This window comes from Hoeflea prorocentri, from assembly GCF_027944115.1.
GTDB lineage: Bacteria > Pseudomonadota > Alphaproteobacteria > Rhizobiales > Rhizobiaceae > Hoeflea_A > Hoeflea_A prorocentri.
Genome location: NZ_JAPJZI010000001.1, coordinates 4,041,138 through 4,065,358 on the forward strand (window position 1 = coordinate 4,041,138; position 24,221 = coordinate 4,065,358).

Here is a 24,221-nt window from a genome sequence, read left to right on the forward strand (position 1 = left end):
CTGACCTGGTATCAGCTCCTTTAAGGACATAGTTGCCAATAAATTTGTGAGCCTATGGGCACAAATGCATACATAACACTCGGCGGCATTGCACGAAATTGAATGTCCGCTTGGGGCTCACAGCGGTCGTTCGCACCTCATCCAGATGCTGCCTTGGAAACCCCGACGCGATCAACCCGGATCTTGTGATTTCTCCACCACAGCATCTTCCTTCGGTTCACGTCGCTGTTTGGCGCGCAGCCGTGCGGCTTTTCTAAGGTCCACTACCTGGTCGTGCTCGTCGACGATCTCGGTGCCGAGAAGCGTTTCGAGTACGTCTTCCATGGTCACCAGGCCGGCTGTTCCGCCGTACTCATCCTCCACCAGGGCTATATGAGCATCGCGGTCCATCAAGAGGTCAAAGAGCGTGTCGAGGTCTGTTTTCTCCGGCACGCGCAGCATCTCGCGGGTGAAATCCGCGACCGGGCGCTCGCCTTCACCGCGCAGAGCGGCGAACAGCAGCTCGCGCGCCAGGACAAAGCCCCGCACCTCATCGATGGTCTCACCGGAGACCAGTATGCGCGAGAAGGTGAAGGCGTCCCGTCCCGCAACCGCCGAAGCCACGGTCGCATCGGCCGCCACATGGTCGATCACCGTTCGCGGCGTCATAACCTCGTCAGCCTGGATCTCAGGCATGCGGAACAGGTTGGCGACGACACGTGTTTCATCTTCCTCGACAACACCAAGCCGCTGACCGGCGCTCGTCAGGGCCGTGATTTCCTCGCGCGAGATCTCTGCGCTCGCCTCACCCCGGGTCAAGAGCCGCGTGATCGCCTGGCTCATCCAGACCAACGGCAATTGCACGGTAATCAGCCACGGCAGCACGCGAACCGCAAACGGGGCGAGAGCGCGCCAGTAGGTCGCTCCGAGCGTCTTCGGAACGATTTCCGACAGGATGAGGATGCCCAGCGTCAAAAAGGCGGAGAAAACGCCAACGCCAAAATCATCGAAAACAAGCGCCGCCTGGGCGCCGGCCCCGGTTGCGCCGACGGTGTGTGCGATTGTGTTGAGCGAAAGGATCGCGGTCAAAGGCCGTTCGATATCGGCCCGCAAGCGTCTCAGCTTCCCGGCCAGCTTCGGGCGGTCTTCCTCGGCCGCCTCCACGAACGAGGGCGTGATCGATAAAAGCACCGCCTCCAGGATGGAGCAAAGGAACGACACCCCGATGGCGAGAACGACAAAGAGGATCAGCAGGGTCATGGGACGGCCTTCGATTGGAGCGTGTCTTCTTCAGCGATCCCCTTCATACAGGAACGCAGAGCCACAACCAACACAGCAAAGCGAGACAAATCCGCCGGTCGCAGAACCTTGCCTCTGTCCGACTGCCCACCAACGTAACGGTGTTTGACAGCACTTGTCGTCCGAAAGGGTGACACGCGCCAGGGGCTGGCTCGGCTAATCAACCTCCGAACGCACAGAGTTCTGGAGAAACACGCATGGTCGACTGGACTGTCATAAGCCGCAACCGCAAAAAACACGGGCACTTTGCGGGCCGGAGCGAAATTGAACAGAACGCCTATTTCGATTTTTTTGCAGGCCCGGATAAGGAAACCGGTTCAGGCAAGCGCGTGAGCCTCATCAATCTGCTGCCGCACCTTTCGAGGCTTATGGACCAATACGTCTTGCGTTGGATGCCCTTTTTGCTAGCGTCCATGAAACACACGAACAGGCAGTAGAGCGTGTCAAAGCATCAACACAGGGATATCTCATCAAAAGACGCCATAAGACGGCTGCTTGAGACAGACATCGACAGCTGTCTCGCCCGCGACGGAGAGACCTGGGAGCAATGCTGGGTACAGGACGATCGTTTTCGCAGCTTCATGGAATGCGGCATGATGCAGATCGCATGGAACTACGAGGAGTTTCGCCAAAACATGTTCGAGGCCTGGGAGGCAGAACCCGAACCGGTTGATGCGGCGGTTCGGCGCGAGAATCTGAGCATTGAGGTCCATGGCACCCTGGCCTGGGCAACATTCCAGGAAATCGTTGACACCGGCCCCAATCCTCTGGCGGTTCCCAGCCACTCGCTTAATTTTCGTCTGCTTGAAAATACTGACGGGCAGTGGCGTATCCTGTTTCACGGCTGCTGGGCCGAGCCGTTGCGCAACAGCGAAGCGCCTGCAATAGAAGTTCTTCCGGACGCTCGCGTCGTCTGGCTCAACAGCGCCGCTCAAACCCGATTGAAGACATTTGGCGGACTGACCATCAGCAACGGTAAACTTCGCGCCTCCCGGCCGTCATTGAACGCCGGGCTGCACAATGCGATTTCTGGAGCGCATAATCTGACCGGTTTCGGAAAATTCAATCAGGCCGCGAGAAATGCCGGCGGCGACGTAAAATTTCCCGTCGTCCTTGGAGAACAGGATGATGGAGCACTCCTGTTGTGCTGGGTCAAAGTTGCCGATGGCCGTGTTTATATCCTGTTTGATCACGATCGCGATCTGTCCAGAAACATCGACATAGCGCAAACAATCTACGGTTTGTCTGACGCGCAAACCGAGACTGTGCGACACATTGCACATGGCATGGATTTGTCAGATACGGCAGCGGCGCTCGGTATTACAAAAAACACCGCACGGACGCATCTTCGGCGCGTCTACGACAAGGTGGGAGTCAGCAGCCAAATCGAACTCCTCCGTCTTCTGATCAGTTTCGACAGCTGACTATGCCGCCTTGCTGCGCCGGCAGAAACAGGATGCATGAACCGGCACTTCAGCCCTCGCCTGCGCCTTGTCGAGCTGCAATTTGATATGCAGGCGCTCGGCCTCCTCGCCGCGGCGCGTCAGGCATTCGTGCAGGCCGTGAAGGCTCCAGACATTGCCAGGATGCTGACAGGCGCGGGCAAGGGTTGCGTCAAGGCCAAGATCGGCGCGGTAGACGGCTTCCGCCTCGTCAAATTGTTCCTGCTCCATCAAAAGCGCGCCAAGCGCATGGCGGGTCGGCTGCATCCAGCCCCACGGTTCGTCATAGGGCAGTGCATCGTCGATCTCGACGGATTTGCGCAGGTGCCCGAAGGCCACCTCGTGATTGCCCTTGTGATACTCAAGCTCGCCAAGCATCATCTGCTCGGCCACTTTGAGGATATCGACGCAGGTGTTGTTGAAGACCATCCGTGTTTCGGGAACACGATCGCGGGCGGCCAGGAACAGATCGCGCTCGGCTTCAGCGGCGCTTATCTGATCCGTATTGGCAAGGGCCACAGTCCTTGCATAGTGCATCATGGCGGTCGTCACACAGAAAAGGTCCGGATCGCCCGGCAAGGTCTGCTCGAGGATGGCACCCCACTGCCCGAAGCGGACCAGAACATGCTGTTTCATGGGAATGAAACCCTCGAACCAGTCGGCCAGGGGCCGCACAACGGATTCGGGCAGGTTTTCAATCAGCTCATCGGCGGTGGTCAGTGCTGTCTTCATCTGGCCAAGGAACATGGCGCCATAGATCTTGAAATGGAAATTGTGGCAGCGGTAGAGCGTGTAGAAATTGTCCGGACCCTCCTGCTGAAGGTAGATGAAATCGGCCTCGATGGCGCGGGCATTGCGCTGCACGACGTTTTCGTAATCACCGCACAGGACATCGATATGGGTCGGCATGTGGATGAGGTGCCCGGCATCGGGCACAAGCGACACCAGCCGGTCGCCGTGGCGCAAAGCCCTCTCGGGGTGCGGCGACATTTCCATGAGATGGATATACATGTGCAGAAGGCCGGGATGGTCCCAGGCGCCCTTGAGCGTCTCGAAAGCGGTATCCAGAACCCGGATCGCCTCCGTCGTATCGGCGCCTTTGGCCGGAGCGCCGGTGGAAAGGTCCCACAACTGCCAGGGTGTGCGGTTCATGATGGCTTCGGCAAAAAGGGCCGACAGGTCGAGATCGCCGGGGAAAGACCCGTGCACAAGCCGCATCTCTTTGGCATAGGCATCGTTGAACGGGGAAAAATCCTCGACCTCACCCTCTTCCGGATAACGGGTCTTTAGGGCCTTGAGCAGAGCCCGTTCCACCGGGCTCGACTGCCGGGACGCTTCCGATGCCGCCGCCAGCGCGGCACGTGCCTTGGCCAGCGCCTCGGGTTTTTCTTCCGGTTCGAACGCCTCCCAGGGCTTGTTGTAGTTCGGCCCGACCGCATAGGCGATGCCCCAATGGGCCATGACGCATTCGGGATCGAACTCAAGCGCCTTCTCGAAACAGGCGATTGCCTCCTCATGATTATAGGCATAGGTCCAGATGAGGCCCCGGTTGAACCAGCGCTGTGCATCTTTGGAGGCGGTGTTTATCTCGCGGCGGTACGTTCCAAGATCATAATAGTCCATCGATCTCTCCAATCCCGTTCGAAAGCCGCACGGGATAAAGAGTAACACGAGCGTATTATGTGGCCAATTTCACAATATCTTACAAAAACAGATGTTTTACTTCTGCCGAATACCGACCCGCACAAGTACTTCGCCGGGTATTGCATATCGTTTGATCAATTGTGACTGGGACGACAGTCCGGCCATGTCATATTGGATGAACAGCGCCCAGGCACGGTCGGCGGCGGTCTGGACCAAAGCCCGGCGCTTGTCCGGATTGTCGCTATCAACGTCATCATGAACCTCATCATGGGCACGCAGAGCATCCAGCGCCTTTTCGAGCGCCTTGCCCGCGCGGCCGATGGAAGACGCCATCTCCGCCATAATCTCGTAATCGAGAATTCCGGCACCGGTCTGCGGTCCACGCCTTCTGCCGTAGAACACCGGGACCTTCAGGGACATCGGGATTGCCTTTGATGCTGGGACTCATGACCGCCGGCATGACGTTGCGATACGGCAACGCTGACCGCCCGTCCCTGTTCTATCAGACGATAAACCCGTAAATCCAGCCCGCTAGCAGAGAACCGATTACGGCAATCGCGATAAAGAGCCCAAAGGGTTTTGCCTTAAGGACCGGGAAGATGGCCAGGGCGCCCCAGATGCTGACGACACCACCGGAAACGAGAAAGGCCATTGCCGCCCCCGGCGACATTCCATGCTCCATCAGCGAGCGGGTCAGCGGCAGTGCCGCATAACCGTCCACATAGGCGGGCGCACCGACAAAGACAGCCAGCGGCACGGCCCACCAGTTTTCGCGCCCCACATAGGCGGAAAGGGTCTCAGGCTCCAGAAGGCCGTTCAGGATATGCTCGGCGGCAAAGGCCGGCACGAGACAGATGACCACGAGCCGGAAGGTGGCCGCGAACTCACGGAAGAACGCCCGACGGCGCGCCGCCGACGCCCATACAGCCGCTTCAAAGCTGCCGTCACTCTGCGCGCAACCGCTGCCGAGACGTCCGACGATTGCATTGCTGCGCAGGGGATGGTCGATCCAGGCGCGGCCTGACAGTGCTGCAGTCGCCAAACCACCCAGAAGGCCGATTGCAAATGCCGCGGTGGTTTTGCCCACGGCAAAGCCCGGGCCGAGCATGGCGGCGGTCGCCGCAAACATCGCCGGATCGGTCACCGGCGATGACAACCAGAACGCCATGACCGGGGCAAGCGGAACGCCGGATGCCAACAGCGCCGCCATAAGCGGCAGGACAGCGACGCCGCAGACAGGGGTGACCGCGCCGCATGCCGAAGCAAGAAGAATGGCCGGCAGCAATCTGCCGCCAAGATGCCGGGAAACGACATCAGCCCCGCCGCTGGCACTGACCCATGCCGCCAGCACGATGCCCGGGATGACGAGCGGCGCCACATCAACGAGGCCGTAGATCACAAACCGGCCGGTCTCGAGGACCTGCACGGGCATAAAAACGATCAGCAGAAGCGCCGCAAGGGCGCAGATCGTGATGAAGGATAGAAGCCCGGCACTCATACCGGCTTTTCTTGTGGTGTCTGTCATGTCGGTTTCCAATGTGCAGGGCAACTATGACAGATGGCAATTTATTAGAAAAACGAATATATTGTAATTCTGCTATCTGAAATATCGATACCTTGAATATGGAAAAACTCGACACCGACCTTCTACGCACCTTTCTGGCGATTGCCGATGCCGGCAGCTTCCTGGGCGGCGCGGCACGCATCTTCCGCTCCCAGTCCGCCGCCAGCATGCAGATCAAAAAGCTTGAGGATGTCCTCGGCGCACCGGTCTTTATCCGTCACGGGCGAGGCGTGAAGCTAGCCCCATTGGGAGAAAAGCTGGAGCCGGTCGCCCGCCGGACCATTGTGCTGCTTGACGACGCACTCGATCAGATCAGGGGCGACGGGCTTGCCGGCTCCTTGCGGGTCGGAATTCCGGACGACCAGAGCCGCACCGTGCTGGCGCGCATCATCGGAGATTTCGCCGGTGCGCATCCTTCGGTCGAATTGTCTGTCCACTGTGCACTCAGCAGCGGCTTCTCGAAGGCGCTGAAAACCGGGGAGCTCGATCTCGCGGTCCATGAGGTCGAAAGCTTGGAGGCGGGCATGATCCCCCTGCGGCGCGAAAAGCTTGTCTGGACCGCATCGCGCGCGCATCACCTCATAGACCGAGACCCGTTACCGGTTGCCGTTTTCGACCGGGCCTGCTGGTGGCGCGACATGTCGCTGAGGCTGCTGCAGGCGGCGGGACGCCAATACCGCATCGTATATTCCAGCGAAAGCACGACGGGCATTGTCGCGGCGATCGAGGCCGGGATTGCCGTCGGCCTTCTCGGCGAGTCCTCCTTGAATGACCGGCTCAAACCGCTGTCTTCAAACCACGGTCTTCCAATCCCGCCGGCATCGCATCTGGTGATAGAATTCAGCCCGTCGCAGGAGAGCGACATTCGCCGCGCCATGACCGACACCATCCGCCAGGCCTTCGGTTCGGCATAAAAAAACCGCGGCGAAAACGCCGCGGTTCCATATTCGGTCTGTCAGAGCGGACTAGTCGTCGTCGTTCTGCTTCTTCAGGGCCGCGCCCAAAATGTCGCCGAGCGATGCACCACTGTCGGAAGAGCCGAACTGTGCGACAGCTTCCTTTTCCTCGGCGATTTCCAGCGCCTTGATCGACAGGGTGATCTTGCGGTCCTTCTTGGAGAAGTTGGTGACGCGCGCGTCGATCTTCTGACCGACGGAGAAACGCTCGGGGCGCTGCTCGTCACGGTCGCGCGACAGGTCGGAGCGGCGGATGAACGAGGAGACATCCTCGTGATCGACCAGCTTGACCTCAAGACCGCCATCGGTGACGCCGGTTACCTCGGCGGTCACAACGGCATTCTTGCGCAGACCGCCGGAAGCGGCTGCTTCACCGACACTGTCCTTGCCGAGCTGTTTGATGCCGAGCGAGATACGCTCCTTTTCGACATCGACATCGAGAACAACGGCTTTGACCATATCGCCCTTGTTGTATTCCTCGATGACCTGCTCGCCAGGACGGTTCCAGTCGAGATCCGACAGGTGAACCATGCCGTCCACATCGCCTTCAAGGCCGATGAACAGGCCAAACTCGGTCTTGTTTTTGACCTCGCCTTCAACCTCGGTGCCGACATTGTGGCTCTGGGCGAAGACTTCCCACGGATTGTCGAGGGTCTGTTTCAGGCCGAGAGAGATGCGGCGCTTGGCCGGATCGACTTCAAGCACGACAACTTCGACTTCCTGGCTGGTCGACAGGATCTTGCCCGGATGGACGTTCTTCTTGGTCCAGGACATCTCGGAGATATGGATAAGACCTTCGATGCCCGGCTCCAGCTCGACGAACGCACCGTAGTCGGTGATGTTCGTGACCGTGCCCTTGATCTTCTTGCCTTCCGGATATTTCACTCCGATGCCTTCCCACGGATCGGCCTCGAGCTGCTTCATGCCGAGCGAGATACGGTGGGTTTCCTGGTTGATGCGGATGATCTGCACCTTCACCGTCTGACCGATCGACAGGATTTCCGTCGGGTGGTTCACACGGCGCCAGGCCATGTCGGTGACGTGCAGCAGGCCGTCAATGCCGCCGAGATCAACGAACGCACCGTAATCGGTGATGTTCTTTACGACGCCCTCGACAACCTGACCTTCTTCAAGGTTCTGAACGATTTCGGAGCGCTGTTCGGCGCGGCTCTCTTCAAGAACGGTGCGGCGCGAGACAACGATGTTGCCGCGGCGCTTGTCCATCTTGAGGATTTCGAACGGCTGCGGATTGTGCATCAGCGGCGTGACATCGCGGATCGGGCGGATATCGACCTGCGAACGCGGCAGGAAGGCCACGGCGCCGTCGAGATCGACGGTGAAACCGCCCTTGACCTGATTGAAGATGACACCTTCAACGCGCTCATTGGCTTCGAACTTGGCTTCAAGGCGAACCCAGCTTTCCTCGCGGCGCGCTTTCTCGCGTGACAGAACCGCTTCGCCCAGCGCGTTTTCGATACGCTCGACATAAACTTCGACCTCGTCGCCCGGCTTCATGGAGCCGTCCTTGGACTTGGCGCCGAATTCCTTCAGCGGGACGCGGCCCTCGACTTTCAGGCCGACGTCAACAATGGCGACGTCCTTTTCAATGGCGGTGATAATGCCCTTGGCGACATAGCCTTCGGCAAGATCCTGGGCGGCAAAAGATTCCTCGAGGAGGGACGCAAAGTCCTCCATAGACGATTGTGCAGACATAAATACTCCTGAACGGTCCGGACCGGAATGTCTCAACGGGCGGACGGATGCGCCGGTGGCTGGTGTTGCGTTCACTTCAAATGCAGTCCGGCAGTCCTTGTTGACTGCCTGTTCGGCGCGCGGGCCGCATCAAAAGCGTTGGGTCAGTCTTTTCTGTTCCTTAGCTGCGCGCAGCATCAATGAGCTGTTCAGCAGCGCGGAACGCCGCTTCTATATCCATTTCGCTCGTATCAAGCAAGTGCGCATCGTCGGCGGGACGCATGGGCGAATCGGCGCGGTCGCTGTCGCGCGCGTCCCGGCGCTTCAGGTCCGCCAGAACCTCGTCATAGGAGAGCTTGCCGCCGCCGGCGTCGATCTCGGCAAAACGGCGGCGTGCGCGCACCTGCGGTGAGGCCGTAACAAAGAGCTTCACAGGCGCTTGCGGACACACCACCGTTCCGATGTCCCGGCCATCGAGAACCGCGCCCGGTTCACATTGCGCAAAGCGCCGCTGCGCCTCGACCAGCGCGGTGCGGACCTTGGGCATGACGGCAACCTTTGAAGCCGCTTCACCGATCCCGTGGGCCGACAGCACCGTGCGGTCAAGTCCGGTAAACTCAAGGTTGGCCGCGACATCCGCTGCTCCGTCCTCGTCGTCCAGCGGCAGTTCTCCATCCAGTAGCGCCTTGGCGACGGCGCGATAGGTCAGTCCGGTATCGAGATGGTGAAAACCGTAGCGCGCCGCGATACGGCGGGCGAGCGTGCCCTTGCCGGAGGCGGCGGGACCGTCGATCGCAACCGTAAAACCCATGGTCAGGCGGCTTTCCGCTCAGCCGAAATATCGGCGCCAAGCCCTGCCATCATGTCCATGAATTCCGGGAAGCTTGTAACAATGATGGCGCTGTCATCGACCCGCACCGGCCGCTCGGCAGCAAGCCCCATGATCAGGAACGACATGGCGATGCGATGATCGAGATGGGTTTCAACGGCCACCGTCGGGGACACGGAGCCAAGTCCCTTTCCACCCGGCACGCCTCGCACCGTCAGCGACGCCTTGCCCTCCTCGCAGTCTACGCCATTGATCTTCAGACCGGCGGCAACAGCCGACAGCCGGTCCGATTCCTTGACGCGCAGTTCTTCAAGGCCTTCCATGACCGTCTCGCCCTCTGCAAAGGCTGCGGCGATGGCAAGAGCCGGATATTCGTCAATCATCGACGGCGCCCGTTCAGGCGGTACCGTCACGCCACGCAAGTCCGAGGCGCTGACAACGAGATCGGCCACATCCTCGCCGCCTGCAAGACGGCGGTTTTCGATGGCGATATCGGCGCCCATCTCAAGCAGCGTCGTGATGAGGCCCGTGCGGGTCGGGTTCATCAGGACGTTCTCGATGGTCACCCTGGAGCCCGGCACAAGAAGCGCGGCGATAAGCGGAAAGGCGGTTGAGGACGGATCGCCCGGCACGTCGATTTCCTGGCCGTTCAATTTGCCCTGCCCTTGTAGCGCGATTGTGCGTACACCATCGGCATCGGTCTCGACACTGAGATCCGCGCCGAAACCGGTCAACATTTTCTCCGTATGGTCCCGGGTCATCACCGGCTCGACAACCGTTGTCGTTCCGGGCGTGTTGAGACCAGCCAGGAGCACCGCCGATTTGACCTGCGCCGAGGCCATGGGCACCCGGTAGGTGATCGGCACGGCAATATCCGGCCCGCGCAGTGTCACCGGCAGCCGGTCGCCTTCGGCGGCGGTCACCTGAACGCCCATCAGCCGCAGCGGATCGAGAACCCGGCCCATGGGACGGGAAGACAGCGAGGCATCGCCGGTGAACGTAGCTTCAAAACCATAGGTGCCGACCAGCCCCATGGTCAGACGCACGCCCGTCCCGGCATTGCCGAAATCGAGAGGCGCCTCCGGCTCCAGAAGAAGGCCGTTGCCGACGCCGTCGATGATCCAGGTATCACCCTCTTTCCTCACATGCGCGCCCATGGCCTGCATGGCCCGTCCGGTCGCCAGCACATCCTCGCCTTCGAGCAGGCCGCTGATCCGGGTCTGACCGCTGGCCAGACCACCCAGCATGAAGGAGCGGTGTGAAATGGACTTGTCTCCCGGTATGCGGATGGTGCCTGCCAGATTTTCGGATTTGCGCGCAACCGCCGGATTGAGGACAGCGCCGTGTACCATGATGATCCCGATCCCAAATGATGCGTGCGAACCGTTGGCCGCAACGGGTCCGGTCCGCCATTTTCCTTCCGTCTAGCATAGGAAAAATGGGGCGTCATCCTCACAGATGCCGGCAAGTGCAAGGCACCCGCGTTTTTTGCTCACATAGGCTTTGACAGACGCGGCCAAGATGGGTATGGGGTCCGGCACGTCAGTCTGCAGGCTGTGACATACAGCCAAGTGAACAGCCGATCCGGCGACAGCAAGACCAAGGGGCCCACAAGTGCCAAAGCCTGAACTCGGAACAAAACGCGTCTGTCCTGAAACAGGACGCAAATTCTACGACCTCAACCGCGATCCGATTGTCTCTCCCTATACGGGTCAGAGCTACCCCCTGACATTCTTTGAAGGCGGGGAACCGGAGCCAGAAGCCGAGAAGCCGAAGGAAGAAGAGGCCGTCGAGACCACCGAGACAGAGGCTGAAGGCGCAGAGGTTGAAATCGTCTCGCTTGAAGAAGCTGATGACGAAGCATCCGATACCGGTGAGACCATTCCCGATATCGATGGCGACGACGACGATGATGACGTCGATATCGGCGACGACAATGACGATACGTTCCTGGAAACGGACGACGATGAGGATGATGACGTCACCGGCATCATCAATGTCGCCGATGACGACGAAGAGACCTGATTTTAGGCAAGCGGGCAATATTTGGACTTTGCCCGTCATTTAGACCTTGATATCCACGCCGTGCGGCTTTAGATACCCGCACCGGTCAGGGGCCATAGCTCAGTTGGGAGAGCGCTTGCATGGCATGCAAGAGGTCAGGGGTTCGACTCCCCTTGGCTCCACCAAAATCCCTGATGATCTCTTTTTCCGCTTTCTCGTCGGTTGCGCGGTTCCCGCAGCGGCATCGCATACATGTTTCCGGCGGTTGCGGTCATTTAAACAAGACCCAGCCCCAAACCAACGGCACGCCGGATCGCTTCGGGACCATGAAGATCGCAGACCGCCCGGCGGGCTTCATCGCGTTGACTGCAAAGCCGGACTTTATCGTTAAGAAGATCGATTGCCATCTGCGCTAGCTCTTTGTCCGTCTCGCCAACAACAACCTGCCGGCCCGGCTCGAGTTCGAGACCCTCGACTGCAAGCGGTGTTGCAACGACCGGTATGCCCCAGGCCGCGGCCTCGAGTATTTTGATGCGGGAGCCGCCGCCGGCACGCAACGGGACGATCGTGATGCTCGCCTGGGCAAAGAGTTTTTCGAGAGTGAGCGGATTTGCATGGAGATGAACGCCCGGCAGGTCGGCCAGCGCTTTGACGAGCGGTTTTGGATGCCGGCCGGCAAGGTGCAGGCGCGCCCGTGGAAAGGCCTTGTGGATCAGAGGGAAAATGCCCCGTGCGAGGCGAACCGCGGCCTGTACATTCGGCGCGTAGCCAAGGTGACCGACAAAGAGAATTGAGGGAGGCGCGTCATCGGCGGGCGGATCTTTCAGGCTTGCGGCGATCTCATGGAACCGCGGGATGGCATTCGGAACGACGTCAAGCGGGATAGGGCGCTTGAAGCGCGAAAGCACACGATCCCGGTCCGCCGCCGTGCAGGTCCATATTCGATCGACCTTTTTGCCGGCCTGCCTTTCATGCCAACGCAACAGGCTTGAATTCAGGCGAATTGCGACGCCACGCAGAGCTCCTGCCCCCACCTGAAGCGCGAGATCCGATTCAACATTGTGCATATCCAGAACAAGTTGAGGAACATGGGGACGCAAAGGTTCAATGAAGGCCTGGAGCCCGATGCCTTCCAAAATGACCGTATCGGGCCGGAAACGGTCAACCTCGGCAAGCAGGCGTTCAATGGCAATGGCTGAGATTCTCGGCTCGATCCGCGTGCGAGGCCGGTTGACCGCGGGGCGGCGCGGATCATCGCGCCGGATCAAAGACGCGACCGTAAAGGCCTTTGACCCCGGTCCATCCGCTTCATGAGGACGGAGTGAAACAAGATGTGACGGACCAAATTCTGAAGCCGCCTGAACGTTTTGAACGTTACGCAGATCAGCGCCCGATACCGGCGGCCAGGCCGGATCATGGCTGACAACAAGCGTTCTGTGTTCACTGCGCGATTTCATGCAAAGTCCCATTTATCTCGCCTGAGGCGATGTCCCGCACCAGCCGGGATGTGCCGGATGGCGCGCCATTGCTTGTTCAGATCAGGACGCAGCGCAACCACACTTAAACAAGCAGACCTTCGTAACGGTTCAATGCGCCCGGTTCCCGCTGAACCCAGCGAACCAGGTGGTGAACTCCGCTTCCCTTGGCGGCTTTGTGAAAAATGCAAGCACAAACCGGTAAAGGCCAGTTCTTTCATCACCTTTCGGCGCGTGCGTAAATGTACCGAAGCATACCCTATCACGGCCGGACCGAGATGTTTGCCATCTTCGCGAGGTGGCAAAGCAATATATCCGTGATGAGAAAGCACTTTGCATGATCCGGAATATTGCTCTTTAAAGTTACCGCCGCTTACGCCCGCCCTTATTACGGCGTCGAAAACAGAAGAGAATTTATAGAAAAAGCGTTATTCTAACGCACACCAGTCAGCAACCACTCAATTTTAAAAAAATAAGCAAAATATTATTTAATCTACTATTTCTATCGCAACTGATTTACTTATTTCTTGAGGACATTACATAAGATAGAACATTCAATCTACACAAACCTCCGCCGGTAAAAATACCCAATACGGATGTGAGGATACTTGGTTCGGCTCCGGAGACATTCTTGCTACCAGTAGTCAACGCCGTCTGGATCGGAGAAAGACTGGGGCCGGTTCATGCAGCCTGCCTCGCATCGTTCGTCAGGGCCGGACACCGTGTCGTTCTTCACATATTCGACCCAATCGAGGATCTTCCTGACGGCGTCGAGATCTTCGATGCCTCGCGCCTGATGACAAAGAGCGAGATCATCAGATATGACCACAAACACAAATTCAGCCCGGCCCTGGCTGCCAATATCTATCGCTTACGGATATTGCGAGAGAATATGGGCATCTATGTCGATTGCGACGTTTATTGCCTCAGGCCATTCCCCGACGACGAATATCTGTTCGGGTGGGAGGGAAATGAAAGCATAAACAATGCCGTCCTGAAGATGCCGCCTGACAGCGAGCTTTTACGAGCAATAATGCAAGATGCTGAGAATCCGCATTTTGTGCCTTCCTGGTGCAGCACCCGTGAGCGGCGAAAACTGCGTATCCAACAGCTTCTCGGACATGCCGATACGCGCCCTAAGCTTGAATGGGGAAGCCTGGGCCCGAGGCTTTTGACACATCACATCAAACGCCTCGGCCTCGAGAAGCTGGCGAAAGACATCGACTACTTCTATCCCTCACATTATGCTCACAAGCGTCTTCTCAATTGTCCGGATTTAACGGTCAAGGATCACACAACACACCGCAGCCTGGGTTTGCATGTCTGGTCTTCGGGAATACCGATCAAAGAAATACAACCGGGCTCCCCACTGGATGAAATCGTGTCCGGCTACCGGTCTCAGAAACAGTTGTCCGCCGAAACCCCGTTCGCCTGATACACGCCTCGCCATTTTCATGTCATGCGTGGAACACATGGCCCAGCGCGAGACCACGTGATCCAACGTTCTTGTTTCAGCGAAGGATCTGTCTTTAAGGATCGCCGGCAAAGGGGACTTTTTTGAACAAAGAGATTTGCAGCCGTTGCAGAAATCGCGGTCTTATTTTCCTGCGGTAAATACGCCGGATCTCACGCACAACCTTTTTAATCCCGAATGGCATTGGCGTGCGCGGCTCCGGTTCCTGCTTGCGAATGATAGTCTGCTCGAAACCAATTCTACCCGGTGCGTCATTGTCCTGAATGCAAATGGCCGGATCAAGTTGATAGATCATCAGATTTGACGAAATTCCCAGATCCGGATTGAAGAGCACCTCATCAATCGGATCACAATATGAAGCAGTCAGATGCAGAAGCCGCCTGGCGGTGTCCCTGCCGATGAAATAGCCGGCGGTATTGCGATGAGCTGCCTTGAGTTTACGAAGCCTGAATGTGCCTTTCGCCGGCATTGACCTGGCTGACAACTCCGTCACTTCTTGCGACGTTTCGGCCTTCACGATATCTGCGTCGTCCGGAATCCAGTCCGTACTTTCAAAGAACATCTTTGCGTCTTTGAAGATATGGGCGTCATCTTCGGTAACAAAAGCCCATTGATCCTCGTTGTCGGAAACCCACTCCCATGCTCGCCGATGACTGAGGAAACAACCAAGCACACCCGCCGGCACGGGATAGTCACTTCTGCGCCGCTCCATCAGCGTCATGCGTTCTTCTTGTTCTAAATGAGACCCGTTGATTGCCGGTACGCGAAGGATTTCTATGCCACTTAGAGGCTCCTGTTCAGTAAACCAACGAAGCCTGTCGGACGATCCCTCCAAGTTTATGACGTAACATTTCATCGTGTCGCGGTGTTGCAAAATTCTTCTTATATTTTTTCTTTTTCATTCTACAGTTTCTTATCTTCTCATTTATACGCCCTCTATTTTTCTTGATACAGTAGAAAATCATTTCCCTTCTTCAATCTACGTCTCATTTATACATATTAATTCGAGCGCCATCCGGATCCGGATGAAACGAAAACTCATTCATAGAGGCATGATTTGGACGCGCGCTTTCAATCTGCAGGAACGCGTCGCGCACCTTGAGGTCGCTTAGCGCGCAGGTTTGCCACGCTTCCTCGTTTTCAATCGCAATGTTTCCGAACTGAAAGGAAGTGGCAAAAACACTTCTAGCCCGCGATGCCTAGCGCGCCTTCATCCACACGAATAGCGCGCTGGCGACCGAGCCCGCCAACAGAAAAGGCACAACCACCATGGCGACCAGGGCGAGGTGATGCCAGATCAACGGCAGGAAGGTGACGTCCTTGCCGAAGTGATAGGCTATGGTCGTCCAAAGGCCGACCCAGAGCGCGGCGCCGATCATGTTGGCGATCAAAAAACGCAGCCAGTGCATTCCGGCTGTGCCGGCTGCAATGCCGTTTAACTGCCGCAAGAGAACAAAGAACCGCGCAAAAGCAACGATGATAGGGCCGCGTTTCTGGATGATATCCTCGGCCGCAGCCAGCCTTTCATGGGTTATGCCCCATCGGCTGCCGTGACGGACGATCAAAGGGCGGCCTAATTTGCGGCCGATCAGGTAACCGATATTGTCACCGACAACGGCCGCAAAGAAGGCGGTCAAGGCCACCCCGGTAATGCTCAACTGACCAAGTGCCGCAAGACCGGCGGCGACAATGATCAGCGTTTCACCGGGCAGCGGCATGCCCAGCGCCTCTAAAAGGACGTCAACAAACAGGCCAGGCAATCCATATTCATGGACAAGCGGTTCAAGCTGCGTCAGCCAGACGGGCACGGTTCCTCGCCTTTTTCCTCAATCCGGCGACCCGCCGGGACAAAACAGACGTATCACAGACCCACAGGCACAGCCAACCGGTCCGAGCGGCGCAGTCCGCGGCGCGAGTGCAGCTGTGCAACAGGTGTTCGGAATCACGATGGCGTGATCCGGCTTCAGTGGAAAACCACAATGTGTTGCGATAAGAAGCGGCCATGATGAAGTGGTTTTGCACATTGATTCTTCTGCTGTTTACGGCCACGGCCGGCGCCGCACTTCCGGCGCAGCCCGACGGTCTTGGTCCTGTCGCCATGACCGGTACGGGACCGGCTGCTGCCGAACTTGGCATGAAAATCGGGGCTGCAGATGATTGCTGCGCTGATGAAGTCGCCGCCAAGCCGGCTGCCGTTCCGTGTCTGGTGGATTTTTCAATGGTGCTCTGCTCTTTTGCTCTCCATGAGCCTCTAAACCAGTGGAGCTTCGTTGAAGACCGCGACCGGATGGCCGTTGCGGTTCTTATCGATCTGCTGCATCGCCCTCCAATCGTCTGACGTGCTCGCATTCCCGGGCCTTGGGCCGGGAGTGGAACACTAGCCGGAGAAGCCAGGCACGTGCCCGGTCGTCTTCGCCCCTGACCGTGACCATGTGGCATTGGCAGGTGCGGAGCAGAGGAAATTCTCCAAACAAGACCAGCCCGATGGATACCGGGCCGAACGAGACGAACAATGAAACGGAATAGAAAAACCCCGGTGGTGAACCCCGCTAGGAAAGCTGCTCAACTGACTCTGAAATTGCGCTTTGCGTCCATGATTGCGCTGGCGGAACGCCGCCGGTTTATTGCCGGTCGGGGAGGCGACTGACCATGGACTACGCCTCACACCCAACGCGCAGGCGCTTTCTGGCAGGGTCAGCAAGCCTGGGCGCCCTTGCGCTTGCCGGATGCACGACGACGACACCGCAGGAGGAAACGGCAAAAATCGACCCGATCAGCAGCAGCTACAAGCTGATGTACGGACCGCTTCCGGATGAGAAGTTTCCCATACCGGCTGTTGATCTGAGCCGCGTGCCGTCAAAATTCTATCGGCGCCAGGTCGACTATTTCGGGCCCGAGCCGCCGGGAACCGTCGTCGTCGATACCAGCCAGTTCTACCTCTATCTCGTTCAGGAAAACCGGCGCGCGACGCGTTACGGCGTGGGACTTGGACGCGCCGGCTTCGAATGGTCGGGGCGAGCCCGGATCGCCTGGAAACAGGAATGGCCGAAATGGACACCGCCGGCGTCGATGATCGAGCGCGAGCCGGAACTCGAGCAGTGGAGCGCCGCCAATGGCGGAATGCCCCCCGGCCTCAACAATCCGCTTGGCGCGCGGGCGCTTTACATATTCGAAGGCAATATCGACACGCTCTACCGTGTTCACGGATCGCCCGAATACTGGACAATCGGCAAGGCGGTCTCAAGTGGATGTGTGCGCATGATGAACCAGGACGCCATCGACCTTTACAACAGGGTCCCGACGCGCTCGCAGATTCTGGTGATTTAGTTGCCGTGGCGACGTCGCCGATGCGGCGACGGGCCACATAGCTATTTTCATTATGTTGCCACCGATCTATTTATATAGTGCGCCATGTCCTTCAGGAGCGATTCATATGCCTAGTGCCCGTGCCGCCGTCAGTTGTTCAGTTTTTGCCGCAGCCGTTACGGCCTTCTTCATGGCCTATCCGACACCGGCCGCTGCCGGCTGCTCGGATAGTCCGGGAAAAGGCGTGAATTGGGATGATTGCCGAAAGCGCAATCTGATTTTGAAGGGCGCAAATCTTGAAGGCGCCACGCTGAAAGGTACGGATTTCACCTCGACGGACTTGCGCGATACCAACCTGAAGGGCGCCGATCTGACAAAGGCCAACCTGCTCAAGTCACATCTGGACAATGCAAATCTGGTCGGTGCCAATCTCACACGCGCGCTGGGTTTCAGAACCCAGTTCCATAGGACCGACCTCAGCAACTCAGACTTTGAGAAGGCAGAGATGCAGCGTGCCGATTTTGCCGGTTCAACATTACATGATGTCAATTTTTCCAAGGCGGAGCTCGGCCGATCGAACTTCGACGCGGCAAGCCTCAAAAACGTCAATTTCGATTACGCCATCCTTGCGCGTGCGGATTTTCGTGGCGCCGATCTCAACAGCGGGATCAATTTCAGCTCAGCCTACCTCTTCCTCACACGCTTTGATGGCCAGGACCTGAGCAATGCAAGCGGTCTGACACAGGGACAGATCGAGCTTGCCTGCGGCGATGCGGAGACCAATCTGCCGGCCGGACTGGAAAGGCCGTCAAGCTGGCCTTGTGACGACGACGCGGTCAACTAAAGCAATTCAGGCGCGGCAATCCGACATCGGCGTTTCACCCTGGCGCAGCGTCAGGACCTCAACCCCATGCTTCGTCACAGCGACCGTATGCTCGAACTGGGCTGAGAGTTTGCCGTCGTTGGTAACGACCATCCAACCGTCACTCTCGGTCGATACCTTTCGGGTTCCCTGGTTGACCATCGGTTCGATGGTAAAAACCATGCCTTCGCGCAGCTTCAGCCCCGTTCCCGGCCGCCCGAAATTCAGGACCTGAGGCTCCTCGTGCATCTTGCGGCCGATGCCGTGTCCGCAGTATTCGCGCACGACCGAGCATCCATTCCTTTTGGCATGCCGCTCGATCGCGAAGCCGATATCGCCGAGACACGCACCCGGCCGCACCTGTTCTATTCCTTTCCACATCGCCGCCCGGGCGATACGCACCAGCCGTCTTGCGGCGGGCGGTGCGTTGCCAATCACATATGTCTTGCTCGAATCGGCAATGAAGCCGTTCTTTTCCAGCGTGATGTCGAGATTGACGATATCCCCGTCGCTGATGATCTCGTCACGATCGGGCACGCCGTGACAGACGACATGATTGATCGAACAGTTGAGGACGTATCTGAAACCGTATTGCCCTTTGCTCGCCGGACGGGCAGCAAGATCCACGGTGATGAAATTTTCAACCAGATCGTTGACCTGCATCGTCGACATGCCCACCAGTTCCTGCCGGTCAAGCATCTCAAAGACCGACGCCAGCATTCTGCCCGAAATGCGCATGAGCGCCAGTTCATCCGGGGACTTCACCATGTCAGGCGACCGCTACATCCTCAAGACGCACCTGCGCTGCCTCCAACTGCATCCTCACGATGTCATTAAAGGACGCGGACGGGTTGGCTTCGGCAAGCATGCCGATCTTCATCCAAAACTCGGCCTGTGCATTGATGGAGCGGCACATGACCGTACTGGCCTTGCGGACTTCCTCGTGCAGGTCTTCATCGATCTTAACAATGCCCAATGATGCCTCCTGACCGAGATTGAATATACGAAACATACATGATTCGTATATCAGAAACAATCAGGTGCCGATGGCCATTCCAGACAAGTCCTGGCGGCGTCTATTTCAGCATCGACCAGTTTTTGTAAAAGATATTGTTGAAATTGACGAATATCGCCTGCAGCAGACCCATGATGGCGTTTTGCAGACCGGTAAAACTCGACGGGCGCAGGACATCGACAAAAACGCAGTACCTCTCCCTGTCTTCATTGTTGACGGAGCGATGCTCAAGCGTGTCGTCAAAAATGAACAGCGGATCGTCGTGCCAATAGTGTGTCTTGCCATCCACCTCGATAAAGACGTTGTCGCTCCTGAAGGCAGAGAGATTGTAGAGCACTCGCACCGTCAGGCGTAACGGACCGAAATGCCGACTGGTCGTTTCCTTCTCGCTGAAGGCTGAAAGACCGATCGTCTTGACATAGGTGAACGGCTGATTGAATTCCGGTACGGATTCATCCGTGTCGCGATCATACCATTTATAGAACAACATGCCGCGCTTATTGCCATTCATCCTGGCCTTCACACCGTCAATGATCTCGTCGCGCTTGTCATCGAATGTCTTCAGAACGCTCTCTATTTCCTGACGTGCTTCCGGCGGAAAATCCTCCAGCTTGTAGACATATTTGTTGCGGAAGGAGATCAGATCGAAAAACAGATTAACCGGCGACAACAGCCATGTCGGTATGCCGTTTCCCGTGAAATAAAGTTGCGCGATATCTTTCGTTACCTTGCGGTGGCGGCCGATGTCGATCAACCCACAAACAACGAAGATCAGCGCCACGACCGGCAGGAAGTAAAACAGAACGGCCAGGACCACGACAACGCGCAGAATCCGGATATTTTCCTTACTCATAAGAATTCAGATCCTCATTGAAGTCAGTCAGGTAGGGCAAAAGACAAGCGGCCGCTTCTGCAAACGGCCGTCGTCAACGACAGAGCGTCACCATCTCGCACCGTTACCGCATCGGTCCCGACAAGTCACTTCGTTTCTTGAACGGCGTCCGGCTTGCAATGACGTTATGTTTCAGATCACGGGCCGACCGTCTTCCGTCGGACGGGACAGGATCAGAACCCAGAAGTTCCTGTATCGTCCATCAGGCCTTTGCGCCCTCGCAATGCCCATGCGCGTCACGTGTTTGTTCAGCAGGTTCTTGTCGTGGTCGGCCGACCCTTTCCAGCCGGCCAACGCCTCATCGAAGGTCCGGTAGCCGGCTCCGAGGTTTTCAGCACCCGCATAGCTTGGATATCCGCCACGGTCGAGCCGGCCGGACAGCCCCCGGGCACTGTGGAGACGCGTATTCATGCTGTCATTGGCGGCAATGATGCGGGCCATGTCCTGCGAAAGGGCATCAAGTCTGGCATCGAGGGTCAGCCGCGGCAAACCGTTCGCCGCCCGATAGGCGTTGATCTTGGAGAGCGCCGCACTGCGATTGACCGCGACATCCGAGACGTCGGCATCCGGCTTTCCAATCGAGATGCATCCGGCGAGCGCCGTCAGCATGGCGCCAAGTGCCATCAGGGCCGCCGCACGCACAAAGCGGACCCGAAAGGGTCTTCCGTTTGTCATAGCAGTTTGCATTGGATTTATACCGTGGCCTCGTGTTTGTTTTGCCGGCTCAGCCATTCGGCCAGATCATGCGTTGCCGCCTCGATGTCGGCAACAATACCGGAACGCGCGGCGGCCATATCGGCCCTTTCAAGCGCCTCGACGATCTCATGATGGATTGTCATCGCATTGTCCAGATGCCTGCTGTCGGTCGCTGTCATTCGGAAATACGGCCCCATGCGCAGCCAAAGGCTCTCGATGAACGAAAGCAGGATGCCGTCCGAGGCGAGCCTGTAAATATGGGCATGAAAGGCCCAATTTCCGCTGAGATATCTATCGACATCGCCGGTGGCGATGCTTTGCGCCATCGCCTCGCATCTTGAACGCAAGGCCTCCACATCGGACGCGGTAACCGCCGGCACCGCCCGTTCCACGGCGAGCCCTTCGAGCGCAACGCGTGTTGCGGTGATTTCCGTCAGGGTATCAGGATCGAGTTTTGGAACTTCCAACGCCCTGTTATGGCCGACGACCAGGGCATTTTCGACCTCCAGGCGCCGTAACGCGTCGCGCACGGGCATGACCGAGACGCCAACGGCTTCAGCCACCGAACGGGTGCTGAGAGCCTGTCCGGGCTGAAAGAACCCGGACATGATGCGGTTACGGAGCTGGCGGTAGATCTGCTCCTGCAAGGTGGCCCGTTCGACCGTCTCCAGACCGCCGGCATCGGCTGTCCATGCGGCCTTATTCGCCATAGGGAATCCAGATGTTCTTGACCTGCACCGACTGGCGCAGGAAATTGCGACCCTCCGCGACCTTCGGATCATACCAGTTGGTGGCAAGCCCGTTGTCGACAAAGGTGCGTTTCATATTGCCCACCGACCGGGCCTCGACCACCTCGGAAACCTCGCCGTCGCCAAAGGCCCAGATGATGTCGACGTCATCATGATCGGCCAGCGTTTTTGTAAGTTCCATCGTGTGGCCGGTGACGATGTTGAGAACACCGCCGGGCAGGTCTGATGTTTCCATAACCTGATAAAAATCTGCCGCGATCAGCCCGTAGCGCTCGCTTGGGACAGCGACGACACGATTGCCCATCGCCATCAGCGGCGCCACCAGACTGACAAAGCTCAGAAGCGGCGCCTCGTCCGGACAAATCACGCCGGCGACGCCGATTGGCTCATTCATGGCGAGCGCCACACCGCGCAAGGGCGGGCTGTGGACCGCCCCGTCAAACTTGTCGGCCCAGGCCGCATAGGTGAAGAAACGATCGATGGCCGTCTCCACCTCCTTTTGCGCCTGCGCCTTGTTCACGCCGGTCATGACTGTGAGCCGGCCAACGAACTCATCGGTACGAGCGGCCAGATTCTCGCCGAGATAGTAGAGAATCTGAGCCCGCAAATGAGTCGACGCCGTCGCCCAACCGCCTGCCTTTCGGGCAGCCGCCACGGCATTGCGAATATCCTTGCGATTGCCCTCCCCGACCTCGCCGATCACCTTGCCCTTGGGCGAGACGATGGTCAGCGAATAATTGCCGTCAGGGCGGGTCTGCTTGCCACCGATGTAGAGTTTCGCGGTCCGGTCGACGGACATCGGCTCGAAACTGTCGGTGGCTTCGACCACCGGCAACGGAGGTGCCGGCTTGCGCGGTTTGCGGGCCGCCCAGGCTTTCGGCTTGAGATATTCGTAAGCCCCTTCAAGACCGCCCTCGCGGCCGTAACCGGATTCGCGGTAACCGCCAAAGCCTACGGCAGCGTCGAAGAGGTTGGTCGCGTTCACCCAGACCACACCGGCCTTGAGCTGCGGCGCAATGTCGAGCGCGAGGCTGATATTCTCGCTCCAGACGCTGGCGGCAAGTCCATAGCGGCTGTTGTTGGCAAGCGCCACGGCTTCATCCGGCGTGCGGAACGACATGGCCACCATCACCGGTCCGAAAATCTCTTCCGTTGCGACGGTTGAGGCAGGTTCGACACCTGTCAAAAGGGTCGGCGGATAAAAGAAACCCTTCTTCGGCGTTCCGATATCCGGCGTATAGGCCTCGGCGCCCTCTTCCACACCCTTGTCGACCAGGGTGCGGATGCGGTCGAGCTGGCTCTTTTCGATAATGGCGCCCATGTCGATCGCCTTGTCCAGCGGGTGGCCGACGCGCAATGTGTCCATGCGCTCTTTCAGCCGGGCGATGAAACGATCATGGATGCCCTCATGGACAAGCAGCCGCGATCCGGCACAACACACCTGGCCCTGATTGAACCAGATGGCGTCGACCACGCCTTCAATAGCGCCATCCATGTCGGCATCATCGAAAACGATGAAGGGCGATTTGCCACCAAGTTCCAGTGTCAGCGACTTGCCGCTTCCGGCGGTCTCGGCGCGGATGATGCGGCCGACATCGGTCGAGCCGGTGAAGGCAATCTTCTGGACACCCTCATGTTTGACGAGGGCCGAGCCGGTCGAGCCATCTCCGGTAACGACATTCAGGACACCGGCTGGAAGCCCGGCGCGCGCGGCAAGTTCGGCAAAGAGCAGCGCGGTCAGCGGCGTCGATTCAGCCGGCTTCAGCACCACCGTATTGCCAAGCGCAAGGGCCGGGGCAACCTTCCAGGCAAGCATCAGCAGCGGGAAATTCCACGGGATGATCTGACCGACGACACCGAGCGGCTGATGGTCGGCAAGTTCGCTGTCCTGAAGCTCCGCCCAGCCGGCGTGGTGGTAGAAGTGCCGGGCAACCAACGGGATGTCGAGATCGCGGGTCTCGCGGATCGGCTTGCCGTTGTCGAGGGCTTCGAGCACGGCAAACAGCCTTGCATGACGCTGAACCATGCGGGCAAGTGCGTAAATATGCCGGGCGCGCTGCCTTCCGCCGGCGGCCTCCCATGAGGATTGCGCCTTGGCGGCGGCAGCGACCGCATCGTCAATGTCTTCAGCCGCCCCCAAAGCAATCTTCGCCAGCTTTTCGCCAGTCGCCGGTTCATGGGTGACGAGCGTCTTGCCGGATCGGGAGGGCCGAAACCCGCCGCCAATGAAGTGGCCGAAACCTGCTTCATGGCTCTTCAGCCAGTCGCGCACATTGTCATCGGCCTCGGGAGCGGGACCGTAATCGAGGGAATCGAAATAATCTGCAACGGACATGATCTCGT

24 protein-coding genes, 1 tRNA gene and 1 pseudogene are annotated in these 24,221 nt (G+C 58.3%); 9 read left to right on the forward strand and 17 right to left on the reverse strand.

The window, feature by feature from the left end:
- Positions 1–171: 171 nt before the first annotated feature.
- Positions 172–1,239, reverse strand: coding sequence for a CNNM domain-containing protein (locus OQ273_RS19010; protein WP_267992417.1), 1,068 nt, complete (start codon positions 1,237–1,239; stop codon positions 172–174).
- Between the two features lie 479 nt (positions 1,240–1,718).
- Here OQ273_RS19010 and OQ273_RS19015 point away from each other — a divergent pair, with 479 nt between their 5' ends.
- Positions 1,719–2,702, forward strand: coding sequence for a LuxR C-terminal-related transcriptional regulator (locus OQ273_RS19015; RefSeq protein ID WP_267992419.1), 984 nt, complete (start codon positions 1,719–1,721; stop codon positions 2,700–2,702).
- Here the strand turns inward: OQ273_RS19015 and OQ273_RS19020 are convergent, their stop codons facing one another.
- The 3 genes from OQ273_RS19020 to OQ273_RS19030 all read right to left on the reverse strand — a co-directional run bounded on the left by OQ273_RS19020 (position 2,703) and on the right by OQ273_RS19030 (position 5,889).
- A complete protein-coding gene (locus OQ273_RS19020; RefSeq protein WP_267992420.1) occupies positions 2,703–4,343 on the reverse strand; it encodes a tetratricopeptide repeat protein in 1,641 nt (546 codons plus the stop codon).
- Positions 4,344–4,439: 96 nt separating this feature from the next.
- On the reverse strand, positions 4,440–4,784 hold the full coding sequence (locus tag OQ273_RS19025) for a DUF6665 family protein (RefSeq protein ID WP_267992422.1): 345 nt from the start codon (positions 4,782–4,784) through the stop codon (positions 4,440–4,442).
- An 82-nt stretch (positions 4,785–4,866) separates the two neighbouring features.
- Positions 4,867–5,889 carry a permease gene (locus OQ273_RS19030; RefSeq protein WP_267992424.1) on the reverse strand — a complete coding sequence of 341 codons (1,023 nt, stop codon included), beginning with the start codon at positions 5,887–5,889 and terminating at the stop codon, positions 4,867–4,869.
- A 98-nt stretch (positions 5,890–5,987) separates the two neighbouring features.
- Between OQ273_RS19030 and OQ273_RS19035 the strand changes: the two genes are divergently transcribed.
- Positions 5,988–6,842: a LysR family transcriptional regulator gene (locus OQ273_RS19035; RefSeq protein WP_267992426.1), complete on the forward strand. Its 855-nt coding sequence runs from the start codon at positions 5,988–5,990 to the stop codon at positions 6,840–6,842.
- A gap of 51 nt (positions 6,843–6,893) precedes the next feature.
- Here OQ273_RS19035 and rpsA read toward each other — a convergent pair whose 3' ends face one another.
- From rpsA to aroA, 3 genes are all read right to left on the reverse strand, one after another.
- Positions 6,894–8,597, reverse strand: a complete 1,704-nt coding sequence (gene rpsA, locus OQ273_RS19040) for a 30S ribosomal protein S1 (RefSeq protein WP_267992428.1) — start codon at positions 8,595–8,597, stop codon at positions 6,894–6,896.
- 160 nt (positions 8,598–8,757) lie between these two features.
- On the reverse strand, positions 8,758–9,387 hold the full coding sequence (cmk, locus tag OQ273_RS19045; protein ID WP_267992430.1) for a (d)CMP kinase: 630 nt from the start codon (positions 9,385–9,387) through the stop codon (positions 8,758–8,760).
- A 2-nt stretch (positions 9,388–9,389) separates the two neighbouring features.
- Complete coding sequence (gene aroA, locus OQ273_RS19050) at positions 9,390–10,757, reverse strand: 3-phosphoshikimate 1-carboxyvinyltransferase (RefSeq protein ID WP_267992432.1); 1,368 nt, start codon at positions 10,755–10,757, stop codon at positions 9,390–9,392.
- A gap of 262 nt (positions 10,758–11,019) precedes the next feature.
- Here aroA and OQ273_RS19055 point away from each other — a divergent pair, with 262 nt between their 5' ends.
- The gene (locus tag OQ273_RS19055) at positions 11,020–11,430 is read left to right on the forward strand and encodes a TIGR02300 family protein (protein ID WP_267992433.1); all 411 of its coding nucleotides are present in this window, start codon (positions 11,020–11,022) and stop codon (positions 11,428–11,430) included.
- A gap of 88 nt (positions 11,431–11,518) precedes the next feature.
- Positions 11,519–11,594: transfer RNA gene (locus tag OQ273_RS19060), tRNA-Ala, on the forward strand.
- Positions 11,595–11,684: 90 nt separating this feature from the next.
- Here OQ273_RS19060 and OQ273_RS19065 read toward each other — a convergent pair.
- Positions 11,685–12,866, reverse strand: a complete 1,182-nt coding sequence (locus OQ273_RS19065; RefSeq protein ID WP_267992434.1) for a glycosyltransferase family 4 protein — start codon at positions 12,864–12,866, stop codon at positions 11,685–11,687.
- 652 nt (positions 12,867–13,518) lie between these two features.
- On the reverse strand, positions 13,519–13,713 hold the full coding sequence (locus OQ273_RS19070; protein WP_267992435.1) for a hypothetical protein: 195 nt from the start codon (positions 13,711–13,713) through the stop codon (positions 13,519–13,521).
- Between OQ273_RS19070 and OQ273_RS23755 the strand changes: the two are divergent.
- Both OQ273_RS23755 and OQ273_RS19075 read left to right on the forward strand, forming a co-directional pair.
- A pseudogene (locus OQ273_RS23755) lies at positions 13,681–13,761 on the forward strand (hypothetical protein); the annotation flags it as partial. The gene OQ273_RS19070 and the pseudogene OQ273_RS23755 overlap by 33 nt on opposite strands.
- Positions 13,762–13,776: 15 nt before the next feature.
- Positions 13,777–14,319, forward strand: a complete 543-nt coding sequence (locus tag OQ273_RS19075) for a hypothetical protein (RefSeq protein WP_267992436.1) — start codon at positions 13,777–13,779, stop codon at positions 14,317–14,319.
- A gap of 94 nt (positions 14,320–14,413) precedes the next feature.
- Here the strand turns inward: OQ273_RS19075 and OQ273_RS19080 are convergent, their stop codons facing one another.
- The gene (locus tag OQ273_RS19080) at positions 14,414–15,214 is read right to left on the reverse strand and encodes a glycosyltransferase family 25 protein (RefSeq protein ID WP_267993152.1); all 801 of its coding nucleotides are present in this window, start codon (positions 15,212–15,214) and stop codon (positions 14,414–14,416) included.
- A 343-nt stretch (positions 15,215–15,557) separates the two neighbouring features.
- The gene (locus tag OQ273_RS19085; protein ID WP_267992437.1) at positions 15,558–16,166 is read right to left on the reverse strand and encodes a DedA family protein; all 609 of its coding nucleotides are present in this window, start codon (positions 16,164–16,166) and stop codon (positions 15,558–15,560) included.
- A 194-nt stretch (positions 16,167–16,360) separates the two neighbouring features.
- On the opposite strand from OQ273_RS19085, the gene OQ273_RS19090 reads away from it, so the two are divergent.
- From OQ273_RS19090 to OQ273_RS19100, 3 genes are all read left to right on the forward strand, one after another.
- Positions 16,361–16,696, forward strand: a complete 336-nt coding sequence (locus OQ273_RS19090) for a hypothetical protein (RefSeq protein WP_267992438.1) — start codon at positions 16,361–16,363, stop codon at positions 16,694–16,696.
- A gap of 311 nt (positions 16,697–17,007) precedes the next feature.
- Complete coding sequence (locus OQ273_RS19095) at positions 17,008–17,685, forward strand: L,D-transpeptidase (RefSeq protein ID WP_267992439.1); 678 nt, start codon at positions 17,008–17,010, stop codon at positions 17,683–17,685.
- 106 nt (positions 17,686–17,791) lie between these two features.
- Positions 17,792–18,508 (forward strand): pentapeptide repeat-containing protein, encoded by a 717-nt coding sequence (locus tag OQ273_RS19100; RefSeq protein ID WP_267992441.1) that lies wholly within the window; start codon positions 17,792–17,794, stop codon positions 18,506–18,508.
- 6 nt (positions 18,509–18,514) lie between these two features.
- Here the strand turns inward: OQ273_RS19100 and map are convergent, their stop codons facing one another.
- The 6 genes from map to OQ273_RS19130 all read right to left on the reverse strand — a co-directional run bounded on the left by map (position 18,515) and on the right by OQ273_RS19130 (position 24,213).
- Complete coding sequence (map, locus tag OQ273_RS19105) at positions 18,515–19,294, reverse strand: type I methionyl aminopeptidase (RefSeq protein WP_267992442.1); 780 nt, start codon at positions 19,292–19,294, stop codon at positions 18,515–18,517.
- A 1-nt stretch (position 19,295) separates the two neighbouring features.
- Entirely contained in the window at positions 19,296–19,502 is a 207-nt protein-coding gene (locus OQ273_RS19110; protein ID WP_267992443.1) for a ParD-like family protein, read from the reverse strand.
- Between the two features lie 100 nt (positions 19,503–19,602).
- Positions 19,603–20,394 carry an aspartyl/asparaginyl beta-hydroxylase domain-containing protein gene (locus tag OQ273_RS19115; protein WP_267992444.1) on the reverse strand — a complete coding sequence of 264 codons (792 nt, stop codon included), beginning with the start codon at positions 20,392–20,394 and terminating at the stop codon, positions 19,603–19,605.
- A gap of 171 nt (positions 20,395–20,565) precedes the next feature.
- A complete protein-coding gene (locus OQ273_RS19120; RefSeq protein ID WP_267992445.1) occupies positions 20,566–21,108 on the reverse strand; it encodes a CAP domain-containing protein in 543 nt (180 codons plus the stop codon).
- Positions 21,109–21,125: 17 nt separating this feature from the next.
- Complete coding sequence (locus OQ273_RS19125; protein ID WP_267992446.1) at positions 21,126–21,839, reverse strand: GntR family transcriptional regulator; 714 nt, start codon at positions 21,837–21,839, stop codon at positions 21,126–21,128.
- Positions 21,829–24,213, reverse strand: coding sequence for an aldehyde dehydrogenase family protein (locus tag OQ273_RS19130; RefSeq protein WP_267992447.1), 2,385 nt, complete (start codon positions 24,211–24,213; stop codon positions 21,829–21,831). The genes OQ273_RS19125 and OQ273_RS19130 overlap by 11 nt, the downstream gene beginning before the upstream one ends.
- Positions 24,214–24,221: the final 8 nt, after the last annotated feature.